This window comes from Amycolatopsis sp. Hca4 (assembly GCF_013364075.1).
In the GTDB taxonomy this organism is placed as follows: domain Bacteria; phylum Actinomycetota; class Actinomycetes; order Mycobacteriales; family Pseudonocardiaceae; genus Amycolatopsis.
In genome coordinates this window covers 8,317,444-8,341,533 of sequence record NZ_CP054925.1, presented here as the reverse complement: position 1 = coordinate 8,341,533, position 24,090 = coordinate 8,317,444, and the positions used below count along the sequence as shown (strand labels likewise).

Below are 24,090 nucleotides of genomic sequence, written 5' to 3'. Positions count from 1 at the left end.
TCCCAGATGATCCGCTTCCGGTTTCCGGGCGCCGCCGCCCGGCCGGTCCCACGCGGCCATCTTGCACTCGATGACAAACGTTCTCGACTGACCATCGCGGTCCCGGACCACTTCGTTAACCGGTTCAGCCTGAACCACTCGATGGAGTGAGTACCGGTCGCGCCAACGCCTTGGGAGGCGGCCAGCCGTGACCCACCGTGCCAGTTCCCTGCCCCCGTCCGGGGAGCAGCTCAGCAACGCCGAGGCCGCGGGCCTCTACCGGAGCGACTACGAACACGACGCCTGCGGTGTCGCCTTCGTCGCCGACCTGACCGGGCGACGCGATCATGCGATCGTCGCCAAGGCCCTGGTCGCGTTGCGCAACCTGGAACACCGCGGGGCTCGTGGCGCCGAACCGGACACCGGCGACGGCGCGGGCCTGCTGATCCAGGTCCCGGACGAGTTCTACCGCGAGGTCGTGGACTTCGAGCTCCCCGAGCCGGGCACCTACGCCGTCGGCACGGCTTTCCTGCCGCGGGACGAAAAGCGCCGCGGCCGGGCCATGACGACCATCGAGCGGATCGCCGCCGAGGAGGACATGCGCGTCCTCGGCTGGCGCGAGCTGCCGGTGCACACCGAACACTGCGGGCCGACCGCGGCCGAGACCATGCCGCACTTCACGCAGCTGTTCCTCACCGCGCGCCGCCCGAAGCCGGAGCATTCGGACCCGCTGCACATCGAGCGCAGCGCCTTCTGCGTCCGCAAGCGCGCGGAGCACGAGCTCGTCGAGGACGACGTCTACTTCCCGTCGCTGTCCTCGCGCACGATCGTCTACAAAGGAATGCTCACCGAGCCGCAGGTCGAGCGCTTCTTCGCCGACCTGACCGACGAGCGCGTCACCAGCGCCATCGGCCTGGTGCACTCCCGCTTCTCCACCAACACGTTCCCGTCGTGGCCGCTGGCCCACCCGTACCGGTACGTGGCGCACAACGGCGAGATCAACACGCTGCGCGGCAACCGGAACTGGATGGACGCCCGCGAGGCGCTGCTGGAGACCGACCTGATCCCGGGCGACCTCAAGCGCGTCTACCCGGTGATCACCCGCGGCGCCAGCGACTCGGCGAGCTTCGACGAGGTACTGGAGCTGCTCCACCTCGGCGGCCGCTCGCTGCCCCACGCCGTCCTGATGATGATCCCGGAGGCCTGGGAGAACCACCAGGAGATGGACCCCGCGCGGCGCGCGTTCTACGAGTTCCACTCGACGCTGATGGAGCCGTGGGACGGCCCGGCGCTGGTCGCCTTCACCGACGGCAGCCAGATCGGCGCGGTGCTCGACCGCAACGGCCTGCGTCCCGGCCGCTACTGGGTGACCGACGACGGCCTCGTCGTGCTGGCCTCCGAGGTCGGCGTGCTCGACATCGACCCGGCGACGATCGTCCGGAAGGGACGGCTCGAACCCGGCCGGATGTTCCTCGTCGACACCGCCCGAGGCCGGATCATCGAGGACGAAGAGGTCAAGACCGAACTGGCCACCGCCCACCCGTACGACGAGTGGGTCGACGCCGGGCTGGTGCACCTGGACGACCTGCCGGAGCGTGACCGCGAGGTCCCGCTGCACGCCGCGCTCGTGCGCCGCCAGCAGGCGTTCGGCTACACCGAGGAGGAGCTCGAGGCCATCCTCGAGCCGATGGCCCGCACCGGCGCGGAGCCGATCGGCTCGATGGGCAACGACTCGCCGATCGCGACGCTGTCGAGCCGGCCGCGGCTGCTGTTCGACTACTTCATCCAGCTGTTCGCCCAGGTCACGAACCCGCCGCTGGACGCCATCCGCGAGGAGCTCGTCACCGCGCTCGGCGCCCGGATCGGCGCCGAGCCGAACCTCCTGGACGGCAACGCGGCCAGCTGCCGCCGGATCGTGCTGCCGTTCCCGGTGCTCGACAACGACCAGCTCGCCAAGCTGGTGCACGTCAACGACGACGGCGACCTGCCGGAGTTCCAGGCGGTCACCGTGCTCGGCCGGTACAACGTGCACGGCGGCGGCGACGCGCTGATCAAGCGGCTGGACGAGATCCGCGCCGAAGTTTCGGAGGCGATCGAGGACGGCGCCCGGCTGATCGTGCTGTCCGACCGCGGTGTCGACGAAAACCACGCACCGATCCCCTCGCTGCTGCTGACCGGCGCGGTGCACCACCACCTCGTCCGCGAGAAGACGCGCACGCAGGTCGGCCTCATCGTCGAGGCGGGCGACGCGCGCGAGGTGCACCACATCGCGTTGCTGATCGGCTACGGCGTCGCGGCGGTGAACCCGTACCTGGCGATGGCGACGGTCGAGGAGATGGCCCACCGCGGCCTGATCCCCGGCGTGACGCCGAAGCAGGCGACGCAGAACCTGATCAAGGCGCTCGGCAAGGGCGTCCGCAAGACGATGTCCAAGATGGGCGTTTCGACCGTCGCGTCCTACACCGGCGCGCAGATCTTCGAAGCGATCGGGCTCGGCGAAGAGGTCATCGAGAACTGCTTCACCGGCACGACGTCCCGCCTCGGCGGCGTCGGCTTCGAGACGCTGGCCGACGAGGTCGCGAAGCGGCACAAGTACGCGTTCCCGGCCGACGGCGTCCGGGCCGCCCACCGCGAGCTGGAGACCGGCGCGGACTACCAGTGGCGGCGCGAAGGCGAGCCGCACCTGTTCAACCCGCAGACGGTGTTCAAGCTCCAGCACTCCACGCGGTCGGGCAAGTACGAGATCTTCAAGGAGTACACGAAGGCCGTCGACGACCAGGCCGAGAAGCTGCTGACGCTGCGCGGGCTGTTCGACTTCAAGTACGGCCAGCGGCCGCCGGTGCCGATCGAAGAGGTCGAACCGGTCTCGTCGATCGTCAAGCGGTTCGCCACCGGCGCGATCTCCTACGGCTCGATCTCCATGGAGATGCACCAGACCCTGGCCATCGCGATGAACCGCCTCGGCGGGAAGTCGAACACCGGTGAGGGCGGCGAAGACCCCGAGCGGCTCTACGACCCGGAGCGGCGCTCTGCGGTCAAGCAGGTCGCTTCGGGGCGCTTCGGCGTCACGAGCGAGTACCTCGTCAACGCCGACGACATCCAGATCAAGATGGCGCAGGGCGCGAAGCCCGGCGAAGGCGGGCAGCTGCCCGGCGCGAAGGTGTACCCGTGGATCGCGAAGACGCGGTTCTCGACGCCGGGTGTCGGCCTGATTTCGCCGCCGCCGCACCACGACATCTACTCGATCGAGGACCTGGCGCAGCTGATCCACGACCTCAAGAACGCCAACCCGAACGCGCGCATCCACGTGAAGCTCGTGTCCGAGGTCGGCGTCGGCACGGTCGCGGCCGGCGTCTCGAAGGCGCACGCCGACGTGGTGCTCATCTCGGGCCACGACGGCGGCACCGGCGCGTCGCCGCTGTCGTCGATCAAGCACGCGGGTGGTCCGTGGGAGCTGGGCCTGGCCGAGACGCAGCAGACGCTGCTGGCCAACCGGCTGCGCGACCGGATCGTCGTGCAGACCGACGGCCAGCTCAAGACCGGCCGGGACGTCATCGTCGCCGCCCTGCTCGGCGCCGAGGAGTTCGGTTTCGCGACCGCGCCGCTGGTGGTCTCGGGCTGCATCATGATGCGCGTCTGCCACCTCGACACGTGCCCGGTGGGCGTCGCGACGCAGAACCCGAAGCTGCGCGAGAAGTTCAGCGGCAAGGCCGAGTACGTCGTCAACTTCTTCGAGTTCATCGCCCAGGAGGTGCGCGAGTACCTGGCGGAGCTGGGCTTCCGGTCGATCGCCGAGGCCGTCGGGCACGCCGAGTTCCTCGACAAGCGCAAGGCGATCGAGCACTGGAAGGCGTCCGGGCTCGACCTGTCGCCGATCTTCCACGTGCCGGACATGGCCCCGGCCGGCCTGCGGCTGCAGCAGACGCAGCAGGACCACGGCCTGGAGAAGGCACTGGACAACACGCTGATCCAGCTGGCCGAAGGCGCGTTGAACTCCGGTGACAAGGTGCGGCTGGAGCTGCCGGTCCGCAACGTCAACCGGACCGTCGGCACCATGCTCGGCTCCGAGCTGACCAGGCGGTGGGGTGGCGAAGGCCTGCCCGACGACACCATCGACGTCACCTTCACCGGGACCGCGGGCCAGTCGTTCGGCGCCTTCGTGCCCAAGGGCATCACGCTGCGGCTCTACGGCGACGGCAACGACTACGTCGGCAAGGGCCTCTCCGGCGGCCGGCTGATCGTGCGCCCGCCGAAGGAGGCGCGGATCGCCGCCGAGGACCACATCATCGCCGGCAACGTCATCGCCTACGGCGCCACCAGCGGTGAGATCTTCATCCGCGGCAAGGTCGGCGAGCGGTTCTGCGTGCGCAACTCGGGCGCGCTGGCCGTCGTCGAAGGCGTCGGCGACCACGGCGGCGAGTACATGACCGGCGGCCGGATGGTCGTGCTCGGCCCGATCGGGCGCAACTTCGCGGCCGGCATGTCCGGCGGCATCGCCTACGTGCTGGACCTGCCCGCGCACCGCGTCAACCCGGAGATGGTCGACATCGACCCGCTCGACTCCGAAGACGCGGACTTCCTGCGCGAGACGCTCGAAAAGCACTACGACGAAACGGAATCCGCGGTCGCGCGGGAACTGCTGGCCGACTGGGACGCGGGCGTCGACCGCTTCGGGAAGGTCATGCCGAAGGACTACAAGCGCGTGCTCGCCGCCCAGGTGCAGGCCGAGCGCGACGGGCGCGACGTGAACGAGGCGATCATGGAGGCCGCACATGGCTGACCCCAAGGGCTTTCTGACCACCACCCGCGAAGAGCCGAAGCGGCGTCCGGTCGACCTGCGGCTGATGGACTGGCGCGAGGTCTACGAAGACTTCGCCACCACGAAGCTGCAGAAGCAGGCCGGCCGGTGCATGGACTGCGGCATCCCGTTCTGCCACCAGGGCTGCCCGCTCGGGAACCTCATCCCCGAGTGGAACACGCTGACCTGGCGCGAGGACTGGCAGCAGGCGATCGAACGGCTGCACGCGACCAACAACTTCCCGGAGTTCACCGGGACGCTGTGTCCCGCGCCCTGCGAGACGGCGTGCGTGCTCGGGATCAACGACGATCCCGTGACGATCAAGCGGGTCGAGATCTCGATCATCGACCGGGCCTTCGACGAAGGCTGGGTGACGCCGCAGCCGCCGGTCGCTCTCACGGGCAAGAAGGTCGCGGTCGTCGGGTCCGGCCCATCGGGTCTCGCCGCGGCGCAGCAGCTCACGCGCGCGGGCCACAGCGTCGTGGTCCTCGAGCGGGCCGACAAGATCGGCGGACTGCTGCGCTACGGCATCCCCGAGTTCAAGATGGAGAAGTCCCGCCTCGACCGGCGGCTCGACCAGATGCGGGCCGAGGGCACGGAGTTCCGGACGTCGGTGAACGTCGGCGTCGACCTGCCCGTTTCGGAGCTGTCGGCCTACGACGCCGTGGTGCTGGCCGGTGGCGCGACCGACTGGCGCGACCTGCCGATCCCCGGCCGGGACCTGGCCGGCATCCACCAGGCGATGGAGTTTCTGCCACCGGCCAACCGGGTCGCTTCCGGTGAGCTCGACGTCTCCCCCTTCGACGCCAAGGGCCTCGACGTCGTGGTCATCGGCGGCGGCGACACGGGCGCGGACTGCGTCGGGACGTCGCACCGCCAGGGCGCGCGGTCGGTGACGCAGCTGGAGATCATGCCCAAGCCGCCCGAGGCGCGCTCGGACGCCCACCCGTGGCCGACGTACCCGATGATCTACCGGGTGTCCTCGGCGCACGAAGAGGGCGGCGAGCGGCTCTACGCGGTGAACACGCAGGAGTTCCTGGGTGACGCCGACGGCCGGGTCCGGGCGCTGAAGCTGGTCGAGGTCCGGAACGAGAGCGGCAAGTTCGTCCCCGTCCCCGGTTCGGAGCGCGAGCTGCCCGCCCAGCTCGTCTTGCTGGCCATGGGCTTCCTCGGGCCGCAGAAGCAGGGGCTGCTCGAGGAGCTGGGCGTCGAGCTGGACGCGCGCGGCAACGTCGCCCGCGACAAGGCGTTCAAGACGAGCCTCGACAACGTGTTCGTGGCCGGTGACATGGGCCGCGGCCAGTCCCTGATCGTCTGGGCGATCGCGGAGGGCCGCAGCGCCGCGGCCGGCGTCGACGCCTACCTCACCGGCCGCGACGTGCTGCCCCGCCCGATCGCGCCGACGGACCGGCCGATCGCGTAAGACCCGGCGCCGGCGGCGGTGCCAACGTCGCCACCTCCGCCGGCGCTGTCCCACTTCTCAGCCGTAGTAACCCTTTTCGAGGTCCTCCAGCAGCCCGGGCCCGGTGGGCCGCCAGCCGAGTGACTCCTGCGTCAGCGTGCTGGAGGCCGGCTGGTCGAGGGCCAGCAGGCCGCCGAGGAAGCCGAGTTCTTCGGCCGTCACGGACTTGACCGGCAGCCCGAGGCGGCGGCCGGCCACCTCGGCGACGTCGCGGATCCGCACGCCCTCGTCGCCGACCGCGTGCAGCACGGCTCCCGCCGGGGCCTGCTCCAGCGCCAGCCGGAACAGGTGGGCGGCGTCGGAGACGTGCACCGCGGGCCAGCGCTGCGTCCCGTCGCCGACGTAGGCGGCAATGCCCTTCTCGCGCCCGAGGGCGACCAGCCTCGCGATGAGCCCGTGGACGTCGCCTTCGCCGTGGACCGAGCGCGGCAGCCGGACGAGCGACGGGCGCACGCCCCGCTCGGCGGTCTTCAGCACGGCCCTGGCGTTGTCGCCCCGGCCGGCGACCGGGCCCGCGAAGACGGAGTCGTCCCGTTCGGTCGCCGGGCGCCCGGGCACCATCGGCGTCCCCGAGGCGGCGACGAACGGCTTGCCTGCCGAGACGGCGGTCATGGCCTCGACGGCCGCCGCGTCGGTTTCGATCGCGGCGTCGAACTGGCCGAAGTCGTGCCCGAAGGCGAGGTGGACGACACCGTCGGCGCTCTCCGCGCCTTTTTCGAGGATCTCGAGGTCGGTGAGGTCGCCGCGGAGGACGTCGGCGCCCATCGCGGCGACCGTTCCGGCCGACCCGTCCGACCTCGCCAGCCCGACGACCTGGTGACCGGCGTCGAGCAGTTCGGGCACGAGGGCCCGCCCGATCCAGCCGGACGCGCCGGTGACGAACACACGCATGAGCTTCTCCGTTCGTGATGACACCTGGTGTCATCACCATAGCACCGTGATGGCACCGGGTGTCATCGCCTAGGCTGGGGGCATGAGCCGCTGGGAGCCGAACACGCGTGAGCGCCTGCTCGACGCCGCGCTCGACCTGTTCGGCGAGCGCGGGTACGACAGCGTGACGGTCGCCGAGATCGCGGAGCGGGCCGGACTGACGAAGCGCACCTTCTTCCGGCACTTCAGCGACAAGCGCGAAGTGCTCTTCGCGGGCCAGGAGATCCTGAGCCGGCTCTTCGCCGAAGGGATCGCGAACGCCCCCGCGTCGGCCACCCCGATCGAGGCGGTCGCGGCCGCCCTCCTGGCCGCGACGACCGCCATGGGCCCGCAACGCCGGGAGCGGGCGCGTCAGGTCCGCGCGGTGGTCGCCGGCCACACCGACCTGCGCGAGCGCGAACTGCTGAAGCTGGCGACGCTGCGGGCGGCGATGGCGGACGCGCTGCGTGCCCGCGGCGTCCCGGCCCCGACGGCGACGCTGGCCGCCGAGATCGGCGGGCTCGCCTTCTCCGCGGGCTTCGCCCGCTGGGTCGCGCCGGAGGCCGACCGGCCGTTCGCCGAACTGGTGCGCGAGGCACTGGACGAACTGATGGCGGCGACCGCCACCCTCGGCTGATCCGCCGTTTCTTTCCGGCGAGAAACTATTTCGCGCTCAACTTAATCTTTCGTGTGAAACGAACAATCGGGTGGCACGACCCGCCCCCGCTGTTGCACTCTGTATTCAGGGGACCCGGTCGGCCGAGGGGGGATTCCGGTCGGCCGGGTGCCCGCCGAGAGGCGGGCTTTTTTCACGGGAGGGGACCCGAATGACTGTCGATCTGTCCACCACGCTGTCCTGGACCACGGCGACCGGCGACGCCGCGACGATGCTCGGCGAGCTGCAGCCGAACATCCTCAAGCCGCACGTCCGCGATCACCTGTCCGCCCTGTTCCTCGCCTTCGGCGACGCGGCGGAGGCGCGCGCCTTCCTCGTCTCGGTCACCGGAAAGATGAAGTCCGCCAAGGCACATCTCGACGAGGTGAGCGCGTTCAAGGCCGACTCGGGCGGCGGCACGCCGTACGTCGGCGTCGGGCTCACCGCGGCCGGCTACCGCGCGCTCGGCGTCGACGAGAACATGCCGCAGGACGAGGCGTTCCTGCGCGGGATGGCGGCACCGCAGACCCGGCGGCGGCTGAACGACCCGCCGCGCTCGACGTTCGATCCGGGCTACCGCAGCGAAATCCACGCCGTCGTGCTGGTGGGGGACGCCACCGACAAGGCGATGGCCGCGCGGCGCAACGAAATCCTGGGCCTGCTGCCGGATTCGGCCACCGTGCTCGCGGAGGAAACCGGCCTCGGCCGGGTCAACGCGCGCGGCGAAGGAATCGAGCACTTCGGGTACGTCGACGGCCGCAGCCAGCCGCTGTTCCTCACCGAAGACGTCGACTCGGAGAAGAACAACACCGACGGGATCAACGTCTGGAATCCGGCGTCACCGCTGGCGCAGGTGCTGGTTCCCGACACCGCGGCCCCGGATCCCGGCGTGCATTTCGGCAGCTATTTCGTTTTCCGCAAACTGGAGCAGAACGTCCGGCGGTTCAAGCAGGCCGAAGCGGACCTGGCCGACACGCTCGGCCTCAGCGGCGAAGACCGCGAGCGGGCCGGCGCGATGATCATCGGCCGCTTCGAGGACGGCACGCCGCTGACCACCCAGCGGGAAGACGGCGCGGAAAGCCCGGTGTCGAACAACTTCACCTACGACAGTGACCGCGCCGCGCTGAAGTGCCCGTTCCAGGCCCACATCCGCAAAACGAACCCGCGCGGCTCGGGCGGCGCCGAAGACCCGGCCGACGAGCGGCGGCACCTGATGGCCCGCCGGGGCGTCACCTACGGCGAGCGCCCGGACGACCCGAACGCCGACCTCCCGCCGTCGGCGCGCCCGAGCGGCGGCGTCGGGCTGCTGTTCATGGCGTTCAACTCGGTGCTGGGCAACCAGTTCGAGTTCACCCAGGCGGTCTGGGCGGACAACCCGGGCTTCCCGATCGTCGACGGCGTCACCCCGGGCCTGGACCCGGTGATCGGCCAGGGCGAGCGCGGCTCGTCGGAGTACACGGTGGAGTGGGGCGGCTCGACGCAGAAGACGGCCGGCCCGGTCCCGCAATCGGTCACCCTGCGCGGCGGAGGGTACTTCTTCATGCCGTCACTGGCTTTCCTGCGCGCGCTCTGACCTGGGCGGGGGCCACCGTCCGGTGGCCCCCGACGGTCTCAGGCGTCGAGGAGGTCGAAGGCCAGCAACCCGGCACCCAGCCGCCCGGCCTCGTCCCCCAGCTCGGCGATCCGCAGCTCCGGCATCCGCTGGAAGGTCAGGTGCGCGGCCAGCCACTCCCGCACCGGCTCCAGCACGTAGTCAGCCGCCGTGAACAGCCCGCCACCCAGCACGATCACCTCGGGGCCGAGCAGCCGGCCCGGTCCCGCAATCGGTGATCCTCCGGGGCAGCGAGTACTTCGTCATGCCATCACTGGCCGTCCTACGCGCGCTGGCCTATTCCGAAGGCCACTATCGGCGGCGTGGCCTCCGGCGTGTCAGGCCCGAAGCAGGTCGAAGGCCAGCAACCCGGCACCCAGCCGCCCGGCCTCATCACCCAGCTCGGCGATCCGCAGCTCCGGCATCCGCTGGAAGGTCAGATGCGCGGCCAGCCACTCCCGCACCGGCTCCAGCACGTAGTCAGCCGCCGTGAACAGCCCGCCACCCAGCACGATCACCTCGGGGCCGAGCAGCCGGCCCGGTCCCGCAATCGGTGATCCTCCGGGGCAGCGAGTACTTCGTCATGCCATCACTGGCCGTCCTACGCGCGCTGGCCTATTCCGAAGGCCACTATCGGCGGCGTGGCCTCCGGCGTGTCAGGCCCGAAGCAGGTCGAAGGCCAGCAACCCGGCACCCAGCCGCCCGGCCTCATCACCCAGCTCGGCGATCCGCAGCTCCGGCATCCGCTGGAAGGTCAGATGCGCGGCCAGCCACTCCCGCACCGGCTCCAGCACGTAGTCGGCCGCCGTGAACAGCCCGCCACCCAGCACGATCACCTCGGGGCCGAGCAGCGTCAGCAGCGTCCGGATGCCGTGGCCGAGCCCGTCGAGGGCGTCCTGGACGACGGCGACCGCGACCTCGTCACCGCGGCGGGCGAGTTCGACGACCTCGCGCGCCCCGTCGGCCGGCCGTCCGGTGCGCTCGGTGTAGCGCCGGGCGATCGCGGCCGCCGAGGAGATGGCCTCCAGGCAGCCGGTGGCCCCGCAGCCGCACTTGCCGGAGTGGCCGACGTCGATGTGCCCGACCTCACCGGCCTGCCCGTGCGCCCGGTGGATCCGCCCGTCGAGCAGCAGCGCGGCGGCGATCCCGGTCCCGACGGGGATGAAGGCGGCGTTCGTCGCCCCCCGCCCGGCCCCGACCCGGAACTCGGCGATGCCACCGGCGGTGACGTCGTGCCCGAAGGCGACCGGCAGCCCGAGCCGCTCTTCGAGCAACTCGCCGAAGTGGACCTCGCGCCAGTCGAGGTTGGCCGAGAAGTGGCAGACGCGCGTTTCTTCGTCGACGATCCCCGGGACGACCACCCCGACGGCGGCGGGCTGCCCGGTCCCCGCCTGCTCGGCCAGCGCGGCCACGATGTCCACGGTCTGCGCGGCCAGCGCCGTCCCGTCCGCACTGCGGGCCGTCTCCGCGCGCAGTGCCGCCTTGGGCTGGAGCTGCTCGTCGAGCAGCGCCGCCTTGATCGTCGTCCCGCCCACATCGAGGGCGGCCACCATTCGAGTCACCGCGGCATTGTCACATTGACGGGCCCCGAAAGGGGGACCTACGCTCAACCGGCCAGACGAGGAGATTCCGGAACGCGGTGAAAGTCCGCGCGGTCGCGCCACTGTGACCCCCACCAGGGGGAAGCCAGACCCGGACCCTCGTGTCCGACCCCGATGAGGCCGCGAAAGCCCGAGGAGGCCACGCCATGACCCAGACGGCAGCTCCCGCCGTTCCGCTCCCGATCCGCATCCCGATCCGTGAGATCGTGCCGTGGGCGGTGTTCGTGGTGCTCCTCGCCATGATCGCGTTGTACTTCGTGAGCGCCGAGCAGGGCGCGTTCGCGGTGTTCGCGAACAACTACGTCCACGAGTTCGTGCACGACGGCCGGCACCTGCTGGCCTTCCCCTGCCACTGATCGGCGGCACGCGCTCCCATGATGAAGACCTTGCTGGTCCGCGGCATGCTCGCGGGCCTGATCGCCGGTGTGCTCGCGTTCGGGTTCGCCTACGCGTTCGGCGAGCCATCGGTGAACACGGCCATCGGCCTGGAAGATTCTTCCGGCGGCCACTCGCACTCCCACGACGCTTCCGCGCCTTCCACTCCAACGCCGGAAGAGGAAGAGCTGGTCCCCCGCGACATCCAGAGCACGCTCGGCCTCCTGACCGGCGTGCTGCTCTACGGCGTCGCCATCGGCGGCCTGCTGTCCCTGGCCTTCGCGTTCGCCCAGGGAAGGCTCGGTTCGCTACGCCCCCGCGTGACGGCGCTGCTGCTCACGGTGGGTGCGTTCACGGTGGTGTTCCTGGTGCCGTTCCTGAAGTACCCGGCCAACCCACCGGCGGTGGGCCAGCCGGGCACGATCGGTTCCCGCACGGAGCTGTACTTCGGCTTCGTGGCGGTCTCGCTGCTGGTGGGCATCTTCGCGACTGTGTTCGGCAGGAAGCTGGCGGACCGTTTCGGAGCTTGGAACGGTTTTCTTCTGGCGGCGGCGGGCTACGTGGTGGTGATCGGCGTGGTGGCTTGGCTGATGCCGTCGGTCGACGAGGTCCCGGCAACGTTCCCGGCTTCGACGCTGTGGAGCTTCCGGCTGGCCTCGGTGGGCACGCAGGTGACGCTGTGGCTGGCGCTGGGCTTGGCGTTCGGAGCGTTCGCGGAGAAGGTGCTGAACCGCCGGACGCCGGTTCCTGCCTGAGGGTTCCTTTTGGCCGGCCGGAGTGCTGCAGGTGCTCCGGTGCGCGCGGCGGTGCTGGGGTGGGCTTCGGCACCGCCGCGCCCCGGGCCGGGTGTGTCCCGCGACCGGCCCGGTTCGGCACCACCACGACCCGGACCGAGCCCAGTCCCGCGACCGGCCCGGTTCAGCACCACCACGCCCGGGGCCGAGTCTCTCCCGCAACCGGCCCGGTCCGGCACCGCCGCGCCGGTCAGGGCTTCCCAGACCAGTTCGGTTGCCCGGCCCGGTCCCGGGCCGGCGAGTGCCGCCGCGCGGCCATCCGGCGTGAGCGATTCGGCCGAGCGGACAGCGAGGGCCGTCTCCCCGGCTACGGCGCCCCCGGCGGCACGAACGGCAGGCCCGCCGGCGCCCCGTGCTCCATCAGCGTCCGGAGCGTCGCCGTGTCGAGGTGCTCGTCGATTGCGTCGGCGAGCTTGTCCAGCATCTCCTCGCGCAGGTCGCCGAACCCGGGCGCACCCGGAGCCGGCGCCCACCCCACGCCGGCCTGCGCCGCCGCTTCGGTGAGCCAGGCGCGGCGGAAGGCGTCGTTCTCGAACGCGCCGTGCCACATCGTGCCCCAGACCGCCCCGGCGCGCTGACCGTCCAGAAAGGACTCCGCCGGGTCCGTCGCGGACACCGAGCCGTGGTGGATTTCGTAAGCGTCCACCGGGTGGCCCCGCCATGCCCCGGCCGGCCGGGCGAGCACCTTTTCCGCGGCGAACGTCACCCGCCCGGGCAGCAGCCCGAGGCCCGTCACCTCGCCCGCACCCGATTCCACGTCGTCCACAATGGAACCGGTGAGCATCTGGTAGCCCCCGCAGATGCCGAGGACGGGCCGCCCCGCGGCAGCCCGTGCCGCGACCGCCGTGTCCAGGCCGCGCTCCCGCAGCCAGGCAAGGTCGGTGACGGTGGCACGCGACCCGGGCAGCACCACGACGTCCGCCGCCGCGACGACGTCCGGGTCCGCGGTGAGCGTCACGGTGACCCCGGGTTCGGCGGCCAGCGCGTCGACATCGGTGGCGTTGGACGCGCGCGGGAACCGGACAACGGCGACACCGAGCCCCCCACCAGGCGTTTCCCGCCGCCAGCCCGCCACGGCGAGGGCGTCCTCGGAGTCGATCCACACCCGGTCCAGCCACGGCAGGACGCCCAGCACCGGCCGTCCGGTGACCTTCTCGAGGCTGTCGAGGCCCGGCCGCAGCAGGCCGACGTCGCCGCGGAACTTGTTGACCACCCAGCCCACGACCAACGCCTGGTCCTCGGCCGAGAGCAGCGCAAGGGTGCCGAACATCGCCGCGAGCACCCCGCCCCGGTCGATGTCGCCGACGACCAGCACCGGCAGCCCGAACCGCCGCGCGAGCCCCATGTTGACGTAGTCGCCCCCGCGCAGGTTGATCTCCGCCGGGCTCCCCGCCCCTTCGCAGACGACGACGTCATAGCGCGAGCGAAGATCTTCGAACGCCCCGAAGGCGATCTCGGCCAGCCCGGCCCGCCCGGTGGCGTACTCGCCCGCTTCGAGCGTCCCGAACGGCTTCCCGAGCGCGACGACGTGACTCCGCCGGTCGCTACCGGGCTTGAGCAGCACCGGATTCATCGCCGCCTCGGGTTCGACCCGCGCGGCCCGCGCCTGCACCCACTGCGCGCGGCCGATCTCGGCCCCGTCGCCGCAGACCATGGAGTTGTTGGACATGTTCTGCCCCTTGAACGGCGCAACCCGCACCCCTTGCCGCGCAAGCCACCGGCAAATCCCGGCGGTGACGAGGCTCTTCCCGGCATCAGACGTCGTCCCGGCGACGAGCAAGCTCCTCATCGCCGGTTGTCCACAGGGCTGCCGGCAACGGCGGACTTGTCCACAGATCGCCGAACGGCGGTTTTGCCCCGCCGGGTCCCGATAGACTGGACAGGGGCCGCCCCCCAGGGAGTGGCGGGGGCTTGTCCGGGGCGGTTTGTCGCGGCCCGGGCCGCAGCATTCGGGTATGCGCCGACCGGTCGCGACCTGCGGATGCTCCGCCTTTTTCGGCCAGTGGGGATGCCGGGGCGAAGGGGGATCGACCTTGCCCAGTTGGCCGACGTCATGGCAGCCCCTTTCCGGCCGTCGGATGTCATTAGTGGGTTCATGACGTCACTCCGCGGCGGCTGGTGGCCGTCGGCAGCTGGGCTGAAGGCTGGCCGGTTCTTCTCGCGCCGGGGCGTTGCCAAGGAACGGCAGGGGCTGCGATGGCGGCGATGGCCACTGTGGCCAGGCCGACCAGGCGGGAGAGGCGGACGGCCCGGCGGAGGTCCGACGGTTGGGGGTTGCGGCCGTTGCCGAGGTGGGAGCGGGTTTCGCTCTCGCCGTCGTAGGTGTTCGTTCCGCCTAAGCGGATGTTCAGTGCTCCCGCGAATGCCGCTTCCACCTGGCCCGCGTTGGGGCTGGGGTGACGGCCGCCGTCGCGGCGCCATACCTTCCAGGATTCGCGGGCTCGGGCTCCGGCGCACAGCGCGGTGAGGGCCGCCCCGATTCGGGAGGGCACCAGGTTGGCCATGTCGTCGGCGCGTGCTGCGGCCCAGCCGAAGTGGCGGTAGCGGGGTGAGCGGTAGCCGACCATTGCGTCGAGCGTGTTCAGCGCTCGGTAGCCCAGGAGGCCCGGCATGCCGGCGACGGCGCCCCAGAACAGCGGTGCGACCACGGCGTCCGACGTGTTCTCCGCGATCGACTCCGTCGCCGCTCGGGTCAGTTCCGCGGAGTCGAGCGTCGTCGCGTCGCGCGCGCACAGGTGCGAGAGCCTCTGACGCGCTTCGGGTACGTCGCCCGCTTCGAGCAGGCGGGCCATTTCGGCGCCTTCGGCCGCCAGGCCTCGGCCGCCCAGCACGACCCACGTGGATGCGGCAGTGAGGAGGAAACGAGCGAAGGGGCGTCGTCGCGTCGCCGTCTGAAGGGCGACGCCGAGGCCTACGGCGCTGAAGGTGCACAGCGCTGCGTACGCCGCTCCGCGTGGCTTCGAATCGGCCCACAGGCGGTGTTCCAGGCGGGCCGCGGCGGTGCCGAACAGGGCGACCGGATGGCCCGTTCGGGGGTCACCGAACAGAGCGTCGGTTACGTATCCGGTCACGAGTCCGGCCGCGGTTGTCCCTAGACGGAGTGGCACGTGGCGCACGGTAGCGCGTGCACCAGAATGCCGGTATGACTGTGCCCAATGTCGCCTCCGCGAAGAAACGTACGTCGGCGGGGCTGACGCACCGGCTCGCCGGGTATCTCGAAACCCTGGCTCGCGCCCTGCGCCGGTACGGGCGTGACGAAGGCAAGGTGCTCGTCCTCGGCGGGGTCCGCTCGGGGAAGTCACGGCACGCCGAGCGGCTCGTCGCCCACCACTCGCACCTCGTCTACGTCGCGCCCGGGCTCCCGGCGGGCGAAGACGATCCCGAATGGGCCGCGCGGGTGGCCGCCCACCAGGCGCGGCGGCCGGCGAACTGGAAGACCGTCGAGACCACCGACCTGGCCGGCACCCTGCGCACGGCGACCGAACCGCTGCTGATCGACTGCCTCGGCACCTGGCTGTCCCGCGTGCTGGACGATGTCGGCGCGTGGCGGCAGAAGCCGGGCTGGGAGCACCGCCTGGACGACCGGCTCGAGGACTTCCTCGCCGCGTGGGCCGCGGCGCGGGTGCCGGTGGTCGCAGTCAGCAACGAGGTCGGCAGCGGTGTGGTGCCCGCAACGTCGTCCGGACGGCTGTTCCGTGATGTGCTGGGCGCACTCAACAACCGGGTGTCCGCCGACGCCGACCGGGTCGTGCTGGTCGTCGCGGGCCGGGCGCTCGACCTGTAGCCAGGAGGCGCCCGTGTTCGACGTACCCGTGCCCGACCCCGCCGCCCGCGCCGCCGCGCTGGAGCGGCTCGACGGCCTGGTCAAGCCGCTCGGCGCGCTCGGCAGGCTCGAGGAGATCGCCGCCTGGCTGTCCGCGGCGCACGGCAGCGTCCCACCGCGGCCGCTGGACGACGTCCGCGTGGTCGTCTTCGCGGGCGACCACGGCGTGTCGGCGCTTTCGCCGTACCCGCGCGAGGTGACGGCGGCGATGGTCCGGGTGTTCCTGGCCGGCAAGAGCGGCGTCAACGTGCTGGCCGCCCAGGTCGGGGCGAAGGTGCGGGTGGCGGACATCGCCGTCGACTGGGACGGCGCGGACGTGCCGCCGTCGGTGACGGCGCACAAGATCCGCCGCGGTTCGGGCTCGATCGACGTCGAAGACGCGCTGCTGCCGGGCGAAGCCCAGGCGGCGTTCGAAGCGGGCCGGGCGATCGCCCTGGAGGAGCGCGACGCGGACGTGCTGATCCCCGGCGACATGGGCATCGGCAACACGGCGATGTGCGCGGCGCTGGTGGCGGCCTCCCTGGGCCTGCCGGCGACGGAAGTCGTCGGCACCGGGACGGGCGTGGACGCCGCGGGCCTCGAGCGCAAGACGGCGGCGGTCACGGCCGCACTGGCCCGGACCGCGGGCCGGACGGAGGACCCCTTCGAGCGGCTGACGGCGCTGGGCAGCGCCTGCGCCGCGGCGACGGCGGGTTTCCTGGTCCAGGCGGCGGTCCTCGGCATCCCGGTGCTGCTCGACGGCGTGTTCTCCGGCGCCGCCGCGCTGGTGGCGCGGGACATCGCGCCCGGGGCCGAGCAGTGGTGGCTGGCCGGGCACCGGTCGACGGAACCTTCCCAGGCGTTCGCGCTGAAGGCGCTCGGCCTGGACCCGATCCTGGACTTCGGCCTGCGGCTCGGCGAGGGCAGCGGAGCCGTCCAGGCCGTCCCCACGCTGCGGGCGGCCCGGGCCATCCTGGCCGACATGGGCCTGCTGGCCGACTTGACGTGAGCCGCTGGCCGGACTCCGCGCGGATGGCCGTCGGGACGTTGACCACCGTGCCCGTCCCGGCGCCCCGCGTCATCGACCGGCGGGTGGCCGGCGGCGCCATGCTGCTCGCTCCCCTGGCCGCCCTTCCCCTGGCCGTGGTCGCCGGGCTCGTCGTCGCCGCCGGGCAAGCAGCTCACCTCCCGGCGCTGGCCACCGCCGCACTCGCGCTCGGGGCCGTCGCGCTCGGCAGCCGGGGGCTGCACCTCGACGGGCTCGCCGACACCGCCGATGGTCTCGGCGCGTCCTACGACCGCGCCAAGGCCCTCGACGTCATGCGCCGCGGGGACTCCGGGCCCACCGGGGTCGCCACCCTCGTGCTCGTCCTCCTCGTCCAGGTCGGAGCCCTGACCGCCGCCAATCCCGTGACGGCGGCCGCGGGCGTGCTCGTCGGCCGGTGCACGCTCTCCATGGCCTGCGCGCGGGGCGTGCCGACGGCTCGGCCGGACGGTCTCGGCGCGACCGTCGCCGGCTCGGTGCCGCGCGTGGCCGCGATCGCCGTCGGTCTGGCCGCGGCCGGGCTGGCCGTGCTGCTGCCCGGGCTGCCGTGGTGGCGGGGGCCGCTCGCTGTCCTCCTTTCCTACGCCGTCGCCGGCGCGCTGCTGTGGCGGTGCACCAAGCGGCTCGGCGGCATCACCGGGGATGTCCTCGGGGCCACTGTCGAAACCGCCGTGGCGACCGCGCTGGTGGCGCTGTCGACCTAGGGCCGCTGCCCGGCGCCCGATCCGCGTGCCCTGCCGCGGCGGCAGAGACACTCAGCGGCTCCCGCGGCACCGTCGAGACCTGCACCGCGCCCCGAGCCCGGCGATGGCCGGTCGCCCTGCTGATGGCGACCGCCGCGAACAGAGCTCGTGGCCGCGCCGCCCGAGCCGGAGCTCGCAGCCCGGGTGGGACAACCGCGCACCAGGAAGGTGCGATGACGCTCACCCCACCAGCCGACGCAACGTCCCGCGATCGCCCCGGCCAAGTGGGCCGGTTCCGCCTGCGGACCGGCGCGACGGCGTTCGGGCACCTCCACGAGTAACCGAAATTGTCGTACCCCCTCCCTACCGTGATCCCCGTGAACCGAACCGATCGTCTCTACGCCCTCGTCGAAGAGCTGCGTGCCGTTGCGCCGCGGCCTCGTAGTGCCCGGTGGCTCGCCGACCGGTTCGAGGTCAGCGTTCGCACTGTCGAGCGGGACATCAGCGCCCTGCAGCAGTCCGGCACGCCCATCTACGCCGAGGCCGGGCGGACCGGTGGGTACTGCCTCGACAAGGCGCACACGATGCCGCCGGTCAACCTGACGCCCGCCGAGGCCGTCGCCATGGCCTTGGCGCTGAGGCATCTCGATGGCACCCCGTTCCGGGCGGAAGGCCGCTCGGCGCTGCGCAAGCTGGTCGCCGCGATGCGGCGGGAGGACGCCGACGCGGCGAAGAACCTCGCCGCCTCTGTCCACCTGCTCGGCAGCGGTCCGATCCCGCCCATGCCGCCCGTGCTCAACATCCGCCGCGTGCTGCGGATCCGGTACACCGACCGCGAGGGCGCCGTCACCCGGCGGGAGGTCGAGCCGCTCGGCTACGTCGGCAAGCCCGAGCACTGGTACCTCGTGGCCTGGTGCCGGCTGCGCGGGGAGATCCGGGCGTTCCGCACCGATCGGATCGTCTCCTTCACCGTGACCGCCGAGGTGCCGCCCCTTCGCCGGCTGCGCCCCGAGGACCTCGAAATCCCCTACGGCGATGTCCAGCAGCTCACTTTGGCGGGGTGAACACCGAGAAGTGGTTGCCCGCCGGGTCGAGCACGTGCGCGAACGTCACGCCGACGGGGTTGACGCTCGGTGGCCGCAGCACCTGGCCGCCGGCTTTCTCGACCTGACGGCAGGTGGCCTCCACGTCCTCGACCAGGACAGTGAAGACCGCGTAGTTCTCCTGGCCCGTGAAGAGGCCGCCGCGTGAACCGCCGGTGTCGATGACGCGGTAAGCGGCATCGGTGCTCGCCGAATCGTCCTGCGCGACCTTCCAGCCGAAGACCTCGCCGTAGAACCGTTCGGCGGCCGCCGGCTGGTCGGTGCCGATCTCGAACCAGGCGACGTCGTTGAACCCGGGCATTGTCGTTCCTCTCGCTGCCACACCGGGCGTTTCCCGGCTTCGCCCAGTTTCGGCGGCGGTGGCGACAACCCCCTGTCGGTGTTTACAAGATTTTCCGGAGCGCGGTGAGGAACGCATCGGTGGTCGCCCGGTCGCGCACGGCCAGCCGCAGGTGGTCCGGGCCGAGGCCGGGGAACGTGTCCCCCCGTCGCACCGCGTAGCCCGCCTCGCGCAGCCGCGCCCGCACGGAAGCTCCTTCGGGCACGCGCACCAGCACGAACGGGCCGCGCGGATCACCCAGCACGTCGACACCCGAAGCAGCCAAGCCCGACACCAGGTACTCGCGGTCCGCTTCCGCGGCCACCGCCAGCTTCTCCGCCTCCTCCAGAGCGGACGGACGGCAGCAAGCGACCGTCGCCACGCCGGCCAAGGTGGACACCGACCACGGCACCTGCACCGCCCGCAGCCGCTCGATGACGTCCGCCGAGGCGAGCACGTACCCCGCCCGCAGCCCGGCCAGGCCCCACGTCTTGGTCAGGCTGCGCAGCACGACCACGCCCGGGTGGCCGGCGGCCAGGCTCTCGACTTCGCCGGGGACCGCGTCGAGGAACGCCTCGTCCACCACGAGCAGCCGCCCGGGCCGGGCCAAGGAACGTAGGGCCGAAGCCGGGTGCAGCACCGAGGTGGGATTCGTCGGGTTGCCGACGAACACCAGGTCGGCGTCGGACGGCACCGCACCGGGGTCCAGCACGAACCCGTCCGCTTCGGACAGGATCACCCTCGAAACCGGGTGTCCCGCCGCCCGCAACGCGGCCTCCGGCTCGGTGAACTGCGGGTGCACGACGACCGCATGATCCGGCCGGAAAGCCGAGGCCAGCAGCGTGAAAGCCTCTGCCGCGCCCGCGGTGACCAGTACCTCCGAAGAAGCACGACCGTGACGCTCGGCCACCGCGGAAACCGCATCCACAGTGGATGGATAAGCCGCCAGGGAATCCAAAGCGGAAGCCAGTTCCTCTCGCAGCCATAAAGGCGGCCGAGGCAAGCGGACGTTCACCGCCAAGTCGATCAGCCCCGGACCGACTTCGCGATCGCCGTGGTGATGAAGGTCGTAATCAGGCATACGCCCGCACCTGCGCGGCGAACCGGTGGGCCAGCTCGGGATACCCGGCCCAGTGGACGTGCAGGTAGGACGCGTGCAGCGTCGGCGACGCGAAGCCGTCCAGCTGCCGGTCCCAGCCCCAAGCCGCCGAAGCGCCGTGCGACGGCGTCACCTCCGTGCGGTGGAACTCGTGCCCGGTGACGCGCTGCCCCGCCGTCGCGAGCAGGTTGTCCTCCACGGCGACCGCGCGCCGGTAGCCGAGCTTGCCGCGGGCGGTCATCTTGGCGTCCGCGGGCACCGCGCCGACCATCGGCACGTCGTCCAGGGACTGGCACAGGTACAGCAGCCCCGCGCACTCCGCGCTCACCGGCATGCCGCCCTCGATGGCCGAAGCGACCGCGGACCGCAACGCCGTGTTCGCCGACAGCTCGGCCGCGTGCACCTCGGGGAACCCGCCACCGAAGTACAGGCCGGCGCACCCGTCGGGCAGCGCCTGGTCCCGTAAGGGATCGACGTCCACGACGGAAACCCCGCAGGCCGCCAGCAGCTCGACGTTCTCGGTGTACCGGAACGTGAACGCCGGACCACCGGCGGCGGCGACGGTCACTTGTGGACCGTCCACCCCGGACGGTTCCCACGGCGGCACCGAAAGCCGCGACGCACCGGAAGCGATCCGGACGATCGCTTCGAGGTCGACGCCGTCCCGCACCCACGCGGCCAGCGCGGGCAGCACGTGCTGCGCCTCCGCGGCCCGTTCCGCCGCCGGGACGAGCCCGAGGTGCCGGCTCGGCGCGTGGATCTCTTCGTTGCGGTACAACGCACCCAGCAGCGGGACGCCGGTGGCTTCCAGCGCGGACGCGATCTCGTCGCGGTGCCGCTGCGAGCCCAGCTTGTTCAGGATGACGCCGGCGAGCCGGACGCGGTTGTCGTAGTGGGCGAAGCCGAGCACGGTCGCGGCGACACTGCGGGACGCGGCCGAGGCGTCGACGACCAGCACCACCGGCGCGTCCAGCACCCGCGCCACGTGGGCCGTCGAAGCGTAGCCCTCGGTGCCCAGTGCCCCGTCGAACAGGCCCATCACGCCTTCGATCACGGCGATGTCGGCGCCGTGGGAACCGTGCCGGAGCAAGGGAACCAGCCGCTCCTCGCCCTGCAGGAACGGGTCGAGGTTGCGCGCGGGACGCCCGGTGGCCAGGGCGTGGTAGCTCGGATCGATGAAATCCGGCCCGACCTTGTGCCCGGACACCCGGTGCCCGGCCGCGCGCAGCGCGGCCATCAGCCCGGCGGCGACGGTCGTCTTGCCGTGCCCGGAGCCGGGCGCGGCGACGACCACGCGCGCTACCACTCGATCCCCCGCTGGCCCTTCTGCCCGGCGTCCATCGGGTGCTTGACCTTGGTCATCTCGGCGACCAGGTCGGCGGCCTCGACGAGCTCCGGCGGCGCGTACCGGCCGGTGATGACGACGTGCTGGTGGCCCGGCCGCGAGACCAACGCGGACACGACGTCGTCGACCTCGAGCCAGCCCCATTTCAGCAGGTAGGAGAACTCGTCGAGGACGTAGAAGTCGTGCGCCTCGGCCGCGAGCCGCCGCTTGATCTCCGCCCAGCCCTCACGGGCGTTCGCGGCGTGGTCCTCGTCGGTGCCGGACTTGCGCGCCCAGCTCCAGCCCTCGCCCATCTTGTGCCACTCGACCGGGCCACCCTGGCCGGTGTCGTCGTGCAGCTTCCCCAGCGCCTTGAACGCGGCCTCCTCGCCGACGCGCCACTTCGCCGACTTGACGAACTGGAACACGCCGATCGACCAGCCCTGGTTCCAGGCCCGCAGCGCCATCCCGAACGCGGCCGTCGACTTGCCCTTCATCTCACCGGTGTGCACGGCGAGCAGCGGCCGGTTGCGGCGCTGGCGCGTGGTCAGGCCGTCTTCCGGCACCACCGACGGTTTCCCCTGCGGCATCAGGCGGCCCTTCCGGTCCGGGCGCGGACGGCGCCCGCCAGCGATTCGGCGGCGACGTCGGCGAGCGGGACGTGTTCCGCGCCGAGGTGGGCGGCGAGGTCGGCGGCGAGGCCGAGCCGCATCTTGCCGCTCTCGCAGTCCATGACGATCGTCGTGACGCCGTTGAGCAGCCCGGCCGCGGCCTGAGCGCGCGCGACGGCGTCGGGGCCGCTGGTGGCGCGGCCGTCGGTGACGACGACCAGCAGCGGACGGCGCCGCGGGTCACGGATCTCTTCGACTCGCAGCACGCGGGCGGCTTCCAGGAGTCCTTCGGCCAGCGGCGTCCGGCCGCCGGTCAGGAGGCCTTCGAGGCGGGACGCGGCCGCGTCGACGCTGATCGTCGGCGGCAACGCGAGTTCTGCAGCGTTGCCGCGGAAGGTGACGAGCCCGACTTTGTCCCGCCGCTGGTAGGCGTCGAGCAGCAGCGACAGGACCGCGGACTTGACCTCGCGCATCCGCGCCTTCGCACCCATCGATCCGGACGCGTCGACGCAGAACAGGACGAGGTTGCCTTCACGGCCTTCGCGCAGCGCGTAGCGGACGTCCTCCGGCCGCAGCTTCAGGCCGGCGCCGGCGCGTCCGCGGGCTTTCTGGTGCGGTGCGGCGGCTTTCACGGTCGCGACCAGGTGGGGACGGCCTTCGCGGACGCTGGCGGGCTGGACGCCGATGGTCCGACCGCTGTCGGTGATCGCGCGGGAACGGCGGCCACGCTCGCCTTCGCCCATGCCCTTGACGCGGAAGACGCGGGCCTTGAACGTGTCGCCGGCCCCGACGGTCTTCTGCTGGCCACCACTGGGTTTCGGCTCGCCCTGGGGTGCGTTCTCGCTGCCCTGCGGCGGCTCGGGCGCTTCCGGCGGCGTCGACCCCGAGCCGGGGCCGTCGTCTTCGGGACCGGGGTCCGGCTGGGCGTCCTGGAGGGCCTGCTCGAGCTGCTCTTCCGAGATGCCGGGCGCGTCGAACGGGTTGCGGCGGCGCCGGTGCGGCAGCGCGAGCCGCGCGGCGACGCGGACGTCGTCGGTGGTCACCTCGTCGCGACCGGACCAGGCCGCGTGCGCGACCGCCGTGCGCGCGGTGACGATGTCCGCGCGCATGCCGTCGACCTCGAAGGACGCGCAGACCTCGGCGATCTGCCGCAGGGCCTCGTCGGGGAGCTTGACGGCGGGCAGAAGCCGTTGCGCCGCTTCGATGTCCGCGGCGAGCCGGCCATCTTCCTCGGCGTACTGGGCGGCGAAGGCGTCCGGATCGGCTTCGTAGGCGAGACGACGGCGGACGACCTCGACGCGCTGCTCCGGGTCACGGCTGGAGGCGACCTCGACGGTCAGCCCGAACCGGTCCAGCAGCTGCGGCCGCAGCTCGCCCTCTTCGGGGTTCATGGTGCCGATCAGCACGAAGCGTGCGGCGTGTGACACCGAAACGCCCTCGCGCTCGACGGTCGCGCGGCCCATCGCGGCGGCGTCCAGCAGCGTGTCGACGAGGTGGTCGTGCAGCAGGTTGACCTCGTCGACGTAGAGAAGCCCGCGGTGCGCTGCGGCCAGGAGGCCGGGCTGGAAGTCCGTGACGCCTTCGGCGAGCGCGCGTTCCAGGTGCAGGGAGCCGATGACGCGGTCTTCGGCCGCGCCGACGGGCAGCTCGACCAGCTTCGCGGGCCGCCGGCGGCTCTTCGCGCCGTCGTGCGGGCCGTCCGGGCAGAGCGGGTCGGGAGCCGAGGGATCGCAGGAGAACCGGCAGCCGTCGACGACGTCGACACGCGGCAGCAGGCCCGCGAGCGCGCGGACCATGGTCGACTTCGCGGTGCCCTTTTCGCCGCGCACCAGCACCCCACCGACGGCGGGCGAGATCGAGGACAGGACCAGCGCCAGGCGCAGGTCCGGCAACCCGACGACGGCGGTGAACGGGTACGGCTTCAACAGCGCTCCTCCAGC

19 protein-coding genes and 2 pseudogenes are annotated in these 24,090 nt (G+C 72.0%); 10 read left to right on the top strand and 11 right to left on the bottom strand.

Features of this window, described 5'->3' with window-relative positions; all coding sequences use genetic code 11:
• Window positions 1–208 precede the first annotated feature (208 nt).
• The gene (gene gltB / locus HUT10_RS37930; RefSeq protein ID WP_176178241.1) at window positions 209–4,759 is read left to right on the top strand and encodes a glutamate synthase large subunit; all 4,551 of its coding nucleotides are present in this window, start codon (window positions 209–211) and stop codon (window positions 4,757–4,759) included.
• On the top strand, window positions 4,752–6,200 hold the full coding sequence (locus tag HUT10_RS37925) for a glutamate synthase subunit beta (RefSeq protein ID WP_176175580.1): 1,449 nt from the start codon (window positions 4,752–4,754) through the stop codon (window positions 6,198–6,200). Before gltB ends, HUT10_RS37925 begins: the two co-directional genes overlap by 8 nt.
• A 57-nt stretch (window positions 6,201–6,257) precedes the next feature.
• On the opposite strand, the gene HUT10_RS37920 is transcribed toward HUT10_RS37925, so the two are convergent.
• Entirely contained in the window at window positions 6,258–7,130 is an 873-nt protein-coding gene (locus HUT10_RS37920) for an SDR family oxidoreductase (RefSeq protein WP_176175579.1), read from the bottom strand.
• 82 nt (window positions 7,131–7,212) lie between these two features.
• Here HUT10_RS37920 and HUT10_RS37915 point away from each other — a divergent pair, with 82 nt between their 5' ends.
• Complete coding sequence (locus tag HUT10_RS37915; protein WP_176175578.1) at window positions 7,213–7,785, top strand: TetR/AcrR family transcriptional regulator; 573 nt, start codon at window positions 7,213–7,215, stop codon at window positions 7,783–7,785.
• A gap of 190 nt (window positions 7,786–7,975) precedes the next feature.
• Complete coding sequence (locus HUT10_RS37910; RefSeq protein ID WP_176175577.1) at window positions 7,976–9,376, top strand: Dyp-type peroxidase; 1,401 nt, start codon at window positions 7,976–7,978, stop codon at window positions 9,374–9,376.
• Window positions 9,377–9,414: 38 nt separating this feature from the next.
• On the opposite strand, the pseudogene HUT10_RS37905 reads toward HUT10_RS37910, so the two are convergent.
• From HUT10_RS37905 to HUT10_RS37895, 3 genes and pseudogenes are all read right to left on the bottom strand, one after another.
• A pseudogene (locus HUT10_RS37905) lies at window positions 9,415–9,609 on the bottom strand (ROK family protein); the annotation flags it as partial.
• Between the two features lie 123 nt (window positions 9,610–9,732).
• Window positions 9,733–9,927, bottom strand: a pseudogene (locus tag HUT10_RS37900) (ROK family protein); the annotation flags it as partial.
• 123 nt (window positions 9,928–10,050) lie between these two features.
• Window positions 10,051–10,947 (bottom strand): ROK family protein, encoded by an 897-nt coding sequence (locus HUT10_RS37895; protein ID WP_176178240.1) that lies wholly within the window; start codon window positions 10,945–10,947, stop codon window positions 10,051–10,053.
• A gap of 194 nt (window positions 10,948–11,141) precedes the next feature.
• Here HUT10_RS37895 and HUT10_RS37890 point away from each other — a divergent pair, with 194 nt between their 5' ends.
• Window positions 11,142–11,351 (top strand): CbtB-domain containing protein, encoded by a 210-nt coding sequence (locus tag HUT10_RS37890; protein ID WP_176175576.1) that lies wholly within the window; start codon window positions 11,142–11,144, stop codon window positions 11,349–11,351.
• 18 nt (window positions 11,352–11,369) lie between these two features.
• On the top strand, window positions 11,370–12,125 hold the full coding sequence (locus HUT10_RS37885; protein WP_176175575.1) for a CbtA family protein: 756 nt from the start codon (window positions 11,370–11,372) through the stop codon (window positions 12,123–12,125).
• 346 nt (window positions 12,126–12,471) lie between these two features.
• Here HUT10_RS37885 and HUT10_RS37880 read toward each other — a convergent pair whose 3' ends face one another.
• The gene (locus HUT10_RS37880) at window positions 12,472–13,953 is read right to left on the bottom strand and encodes a cobyric acid synthase (RefSeq protein WP_176175574.1); all 1,482 of its coding nucleotides are present in this window, start codon (window positions 13,951–13,953) and stop codon (window positions 12,472–12,474) included.
• 304 nt (window positions 13,954–14,257) lie between these two features.
• The gene (locus HUT10_RS37875) at window positions 14,258–15,271 is read right to left on the bottom strand and encodes a cobalamin biosynthesis protein (RefSeq protein ID WP_176178239.1); all 1,014 of its coding nucleotides are present in this window, start codon (window positions 15,269–15,271) and stop codon (window positions 14,258–14,260) included.
• Window positions 15,272–15,306: 35 nt separating this feature from the next.
• Here HUT10_RS37875 and HUT10_RS37870 point away from each other — a divergent pair, with 35 nt between their 5' ends.
• The 4 genes from HUT10_RS37870 (at window position 15,307) to HUT10_RS37855 (ending at window position 18,758) form a co-directional block, all read left to right on the top strand.
• Window positions 15,307–15,948, top strand: coding sequence for a bifunctional adenosylcobinamide kinase/adenosylcobinamide-phosphate guanylyltransferase (locus HUT10_RS37870; protein WP_176175573.1), 642 nt, complete (start codon window positions 15,307–15,309; stop codon window positions 15,946–15,948).
• A 13-nt stretch (window positions 15,949–15,961) separates the two neighbouring features.
• Window positions 15,962–16,975: a nicotinate-nucleotide--dimethylbenzimidazole phosphoribosyltransferase gene (gene cobT, locus HUT10_RS37865; RefSeq protein WP_176175572.1), complete on the top strand. Its 1,014-nt coding sequence runs from the start codon at window positions 15,962–15,964 to the stop codon at window positions 16,973–16,975.
• Between the two features lie 23 nt (window positions 16,976–16,998).
• Complete coding sequence (locus HUT10_RS37860) at window positions 16,999–17,715, top strand: adenosylcobinamide-GDP ribazoletransferase (RefSeq protein ID WP_176178238.1); 717 nt, start codon at window positions 16,999–17,001, stop codon at window positions 17,713–17,715.
• A gap of 356 nt (window positions 17,716–18,071) precedes the next feature.
• The gene (locus HUT10_RS37855; RefSeq protein ID WP_254897212.1) at window positions 18,072–18,758 is read left to right on the top strand and encodes a YafY family protein; all 687 of its coding nucleotides are present in this window, start codon (window positions 18,072–18,074) and stop codon (window positions 18,756–18,758) included.
• Here the strand turns inward: HUT10_RS37855 and HUT10_RS37850 are convergent.
• The 5 genes from HUT10_RS37850 to HUT10_RS37830 form a co-directional block, all read right to left on the bottom strand.
• Window positions 18,742–19,098, bottom strand: coding sequence for a VOC family protein (locus HUT10_RS37850; protein ID WP_176175570.1), 357 nt, complete (start codon window positions 19,096–19,098; stop codon window positions 18,742–18,744). The two genes, HUT10_RS37855 and HUT10_RS37850, sit on opposite strands and share 17 nt — an antisense overlap.
• Window positions 19,099–19,180: 82 nt before the next feature.
• Window positions 19,181–20,197: an Rv2231c family pyridoxal phosphate-dependent protein CobC gene (gene cobC, locus HUT10_RS37845; protein WP_176175569.1), complete on the bottom strand. Its 1,017-nt coding sequence runs from the start codon at window positions 20,195–20,197 to the stop codon at window positions 19,181–19,183.
• A complete protein-coding gene (locus tag HUT10_RS37840) occupies window positions 20,190–21,509 on the bottom strand; it encodes a cobyrinate a,c-diamide synthase (RefSeq protein ID WP_176175568.1) in 1,320 nt (439 codons plus the stop codon). Before HUT10_RS37840 ends, cobC begins: the two co-directional genes overlap by 8 nt.
• Before the next feature lie 5 nt (window positions 21,510–21,514).
• Window positions 21,515–22,129: a cob(I)yrinic acid a,c-diamide adenosyltransferase gene (cobO, locus tag HUT10_RS37835; protein WP_176175567.1), complete on the bottom strand. Its 615-nt coding sequence runs from the start codon at window positions 22,127–22,129 to the stop codon at window positions 21,515–21,517.
• Window positions 22,129–24,075 (bottom strand): putative cobaltochelatase, encoded by a 1,947-nt coding sequence (locus HUT10_RS37830; protein WP_176175566.1) that lies wholly within the window; start codon window positions 24,073–24,075, stop codon window positions 22,129–22,131. Before HUT10_RS37830 ends, cobO begins: the two co-directional genes overlap by 1 nt.
• Between the last annotated feature and the right edge of the window lie 15 nt (window positions 24,076–24,090).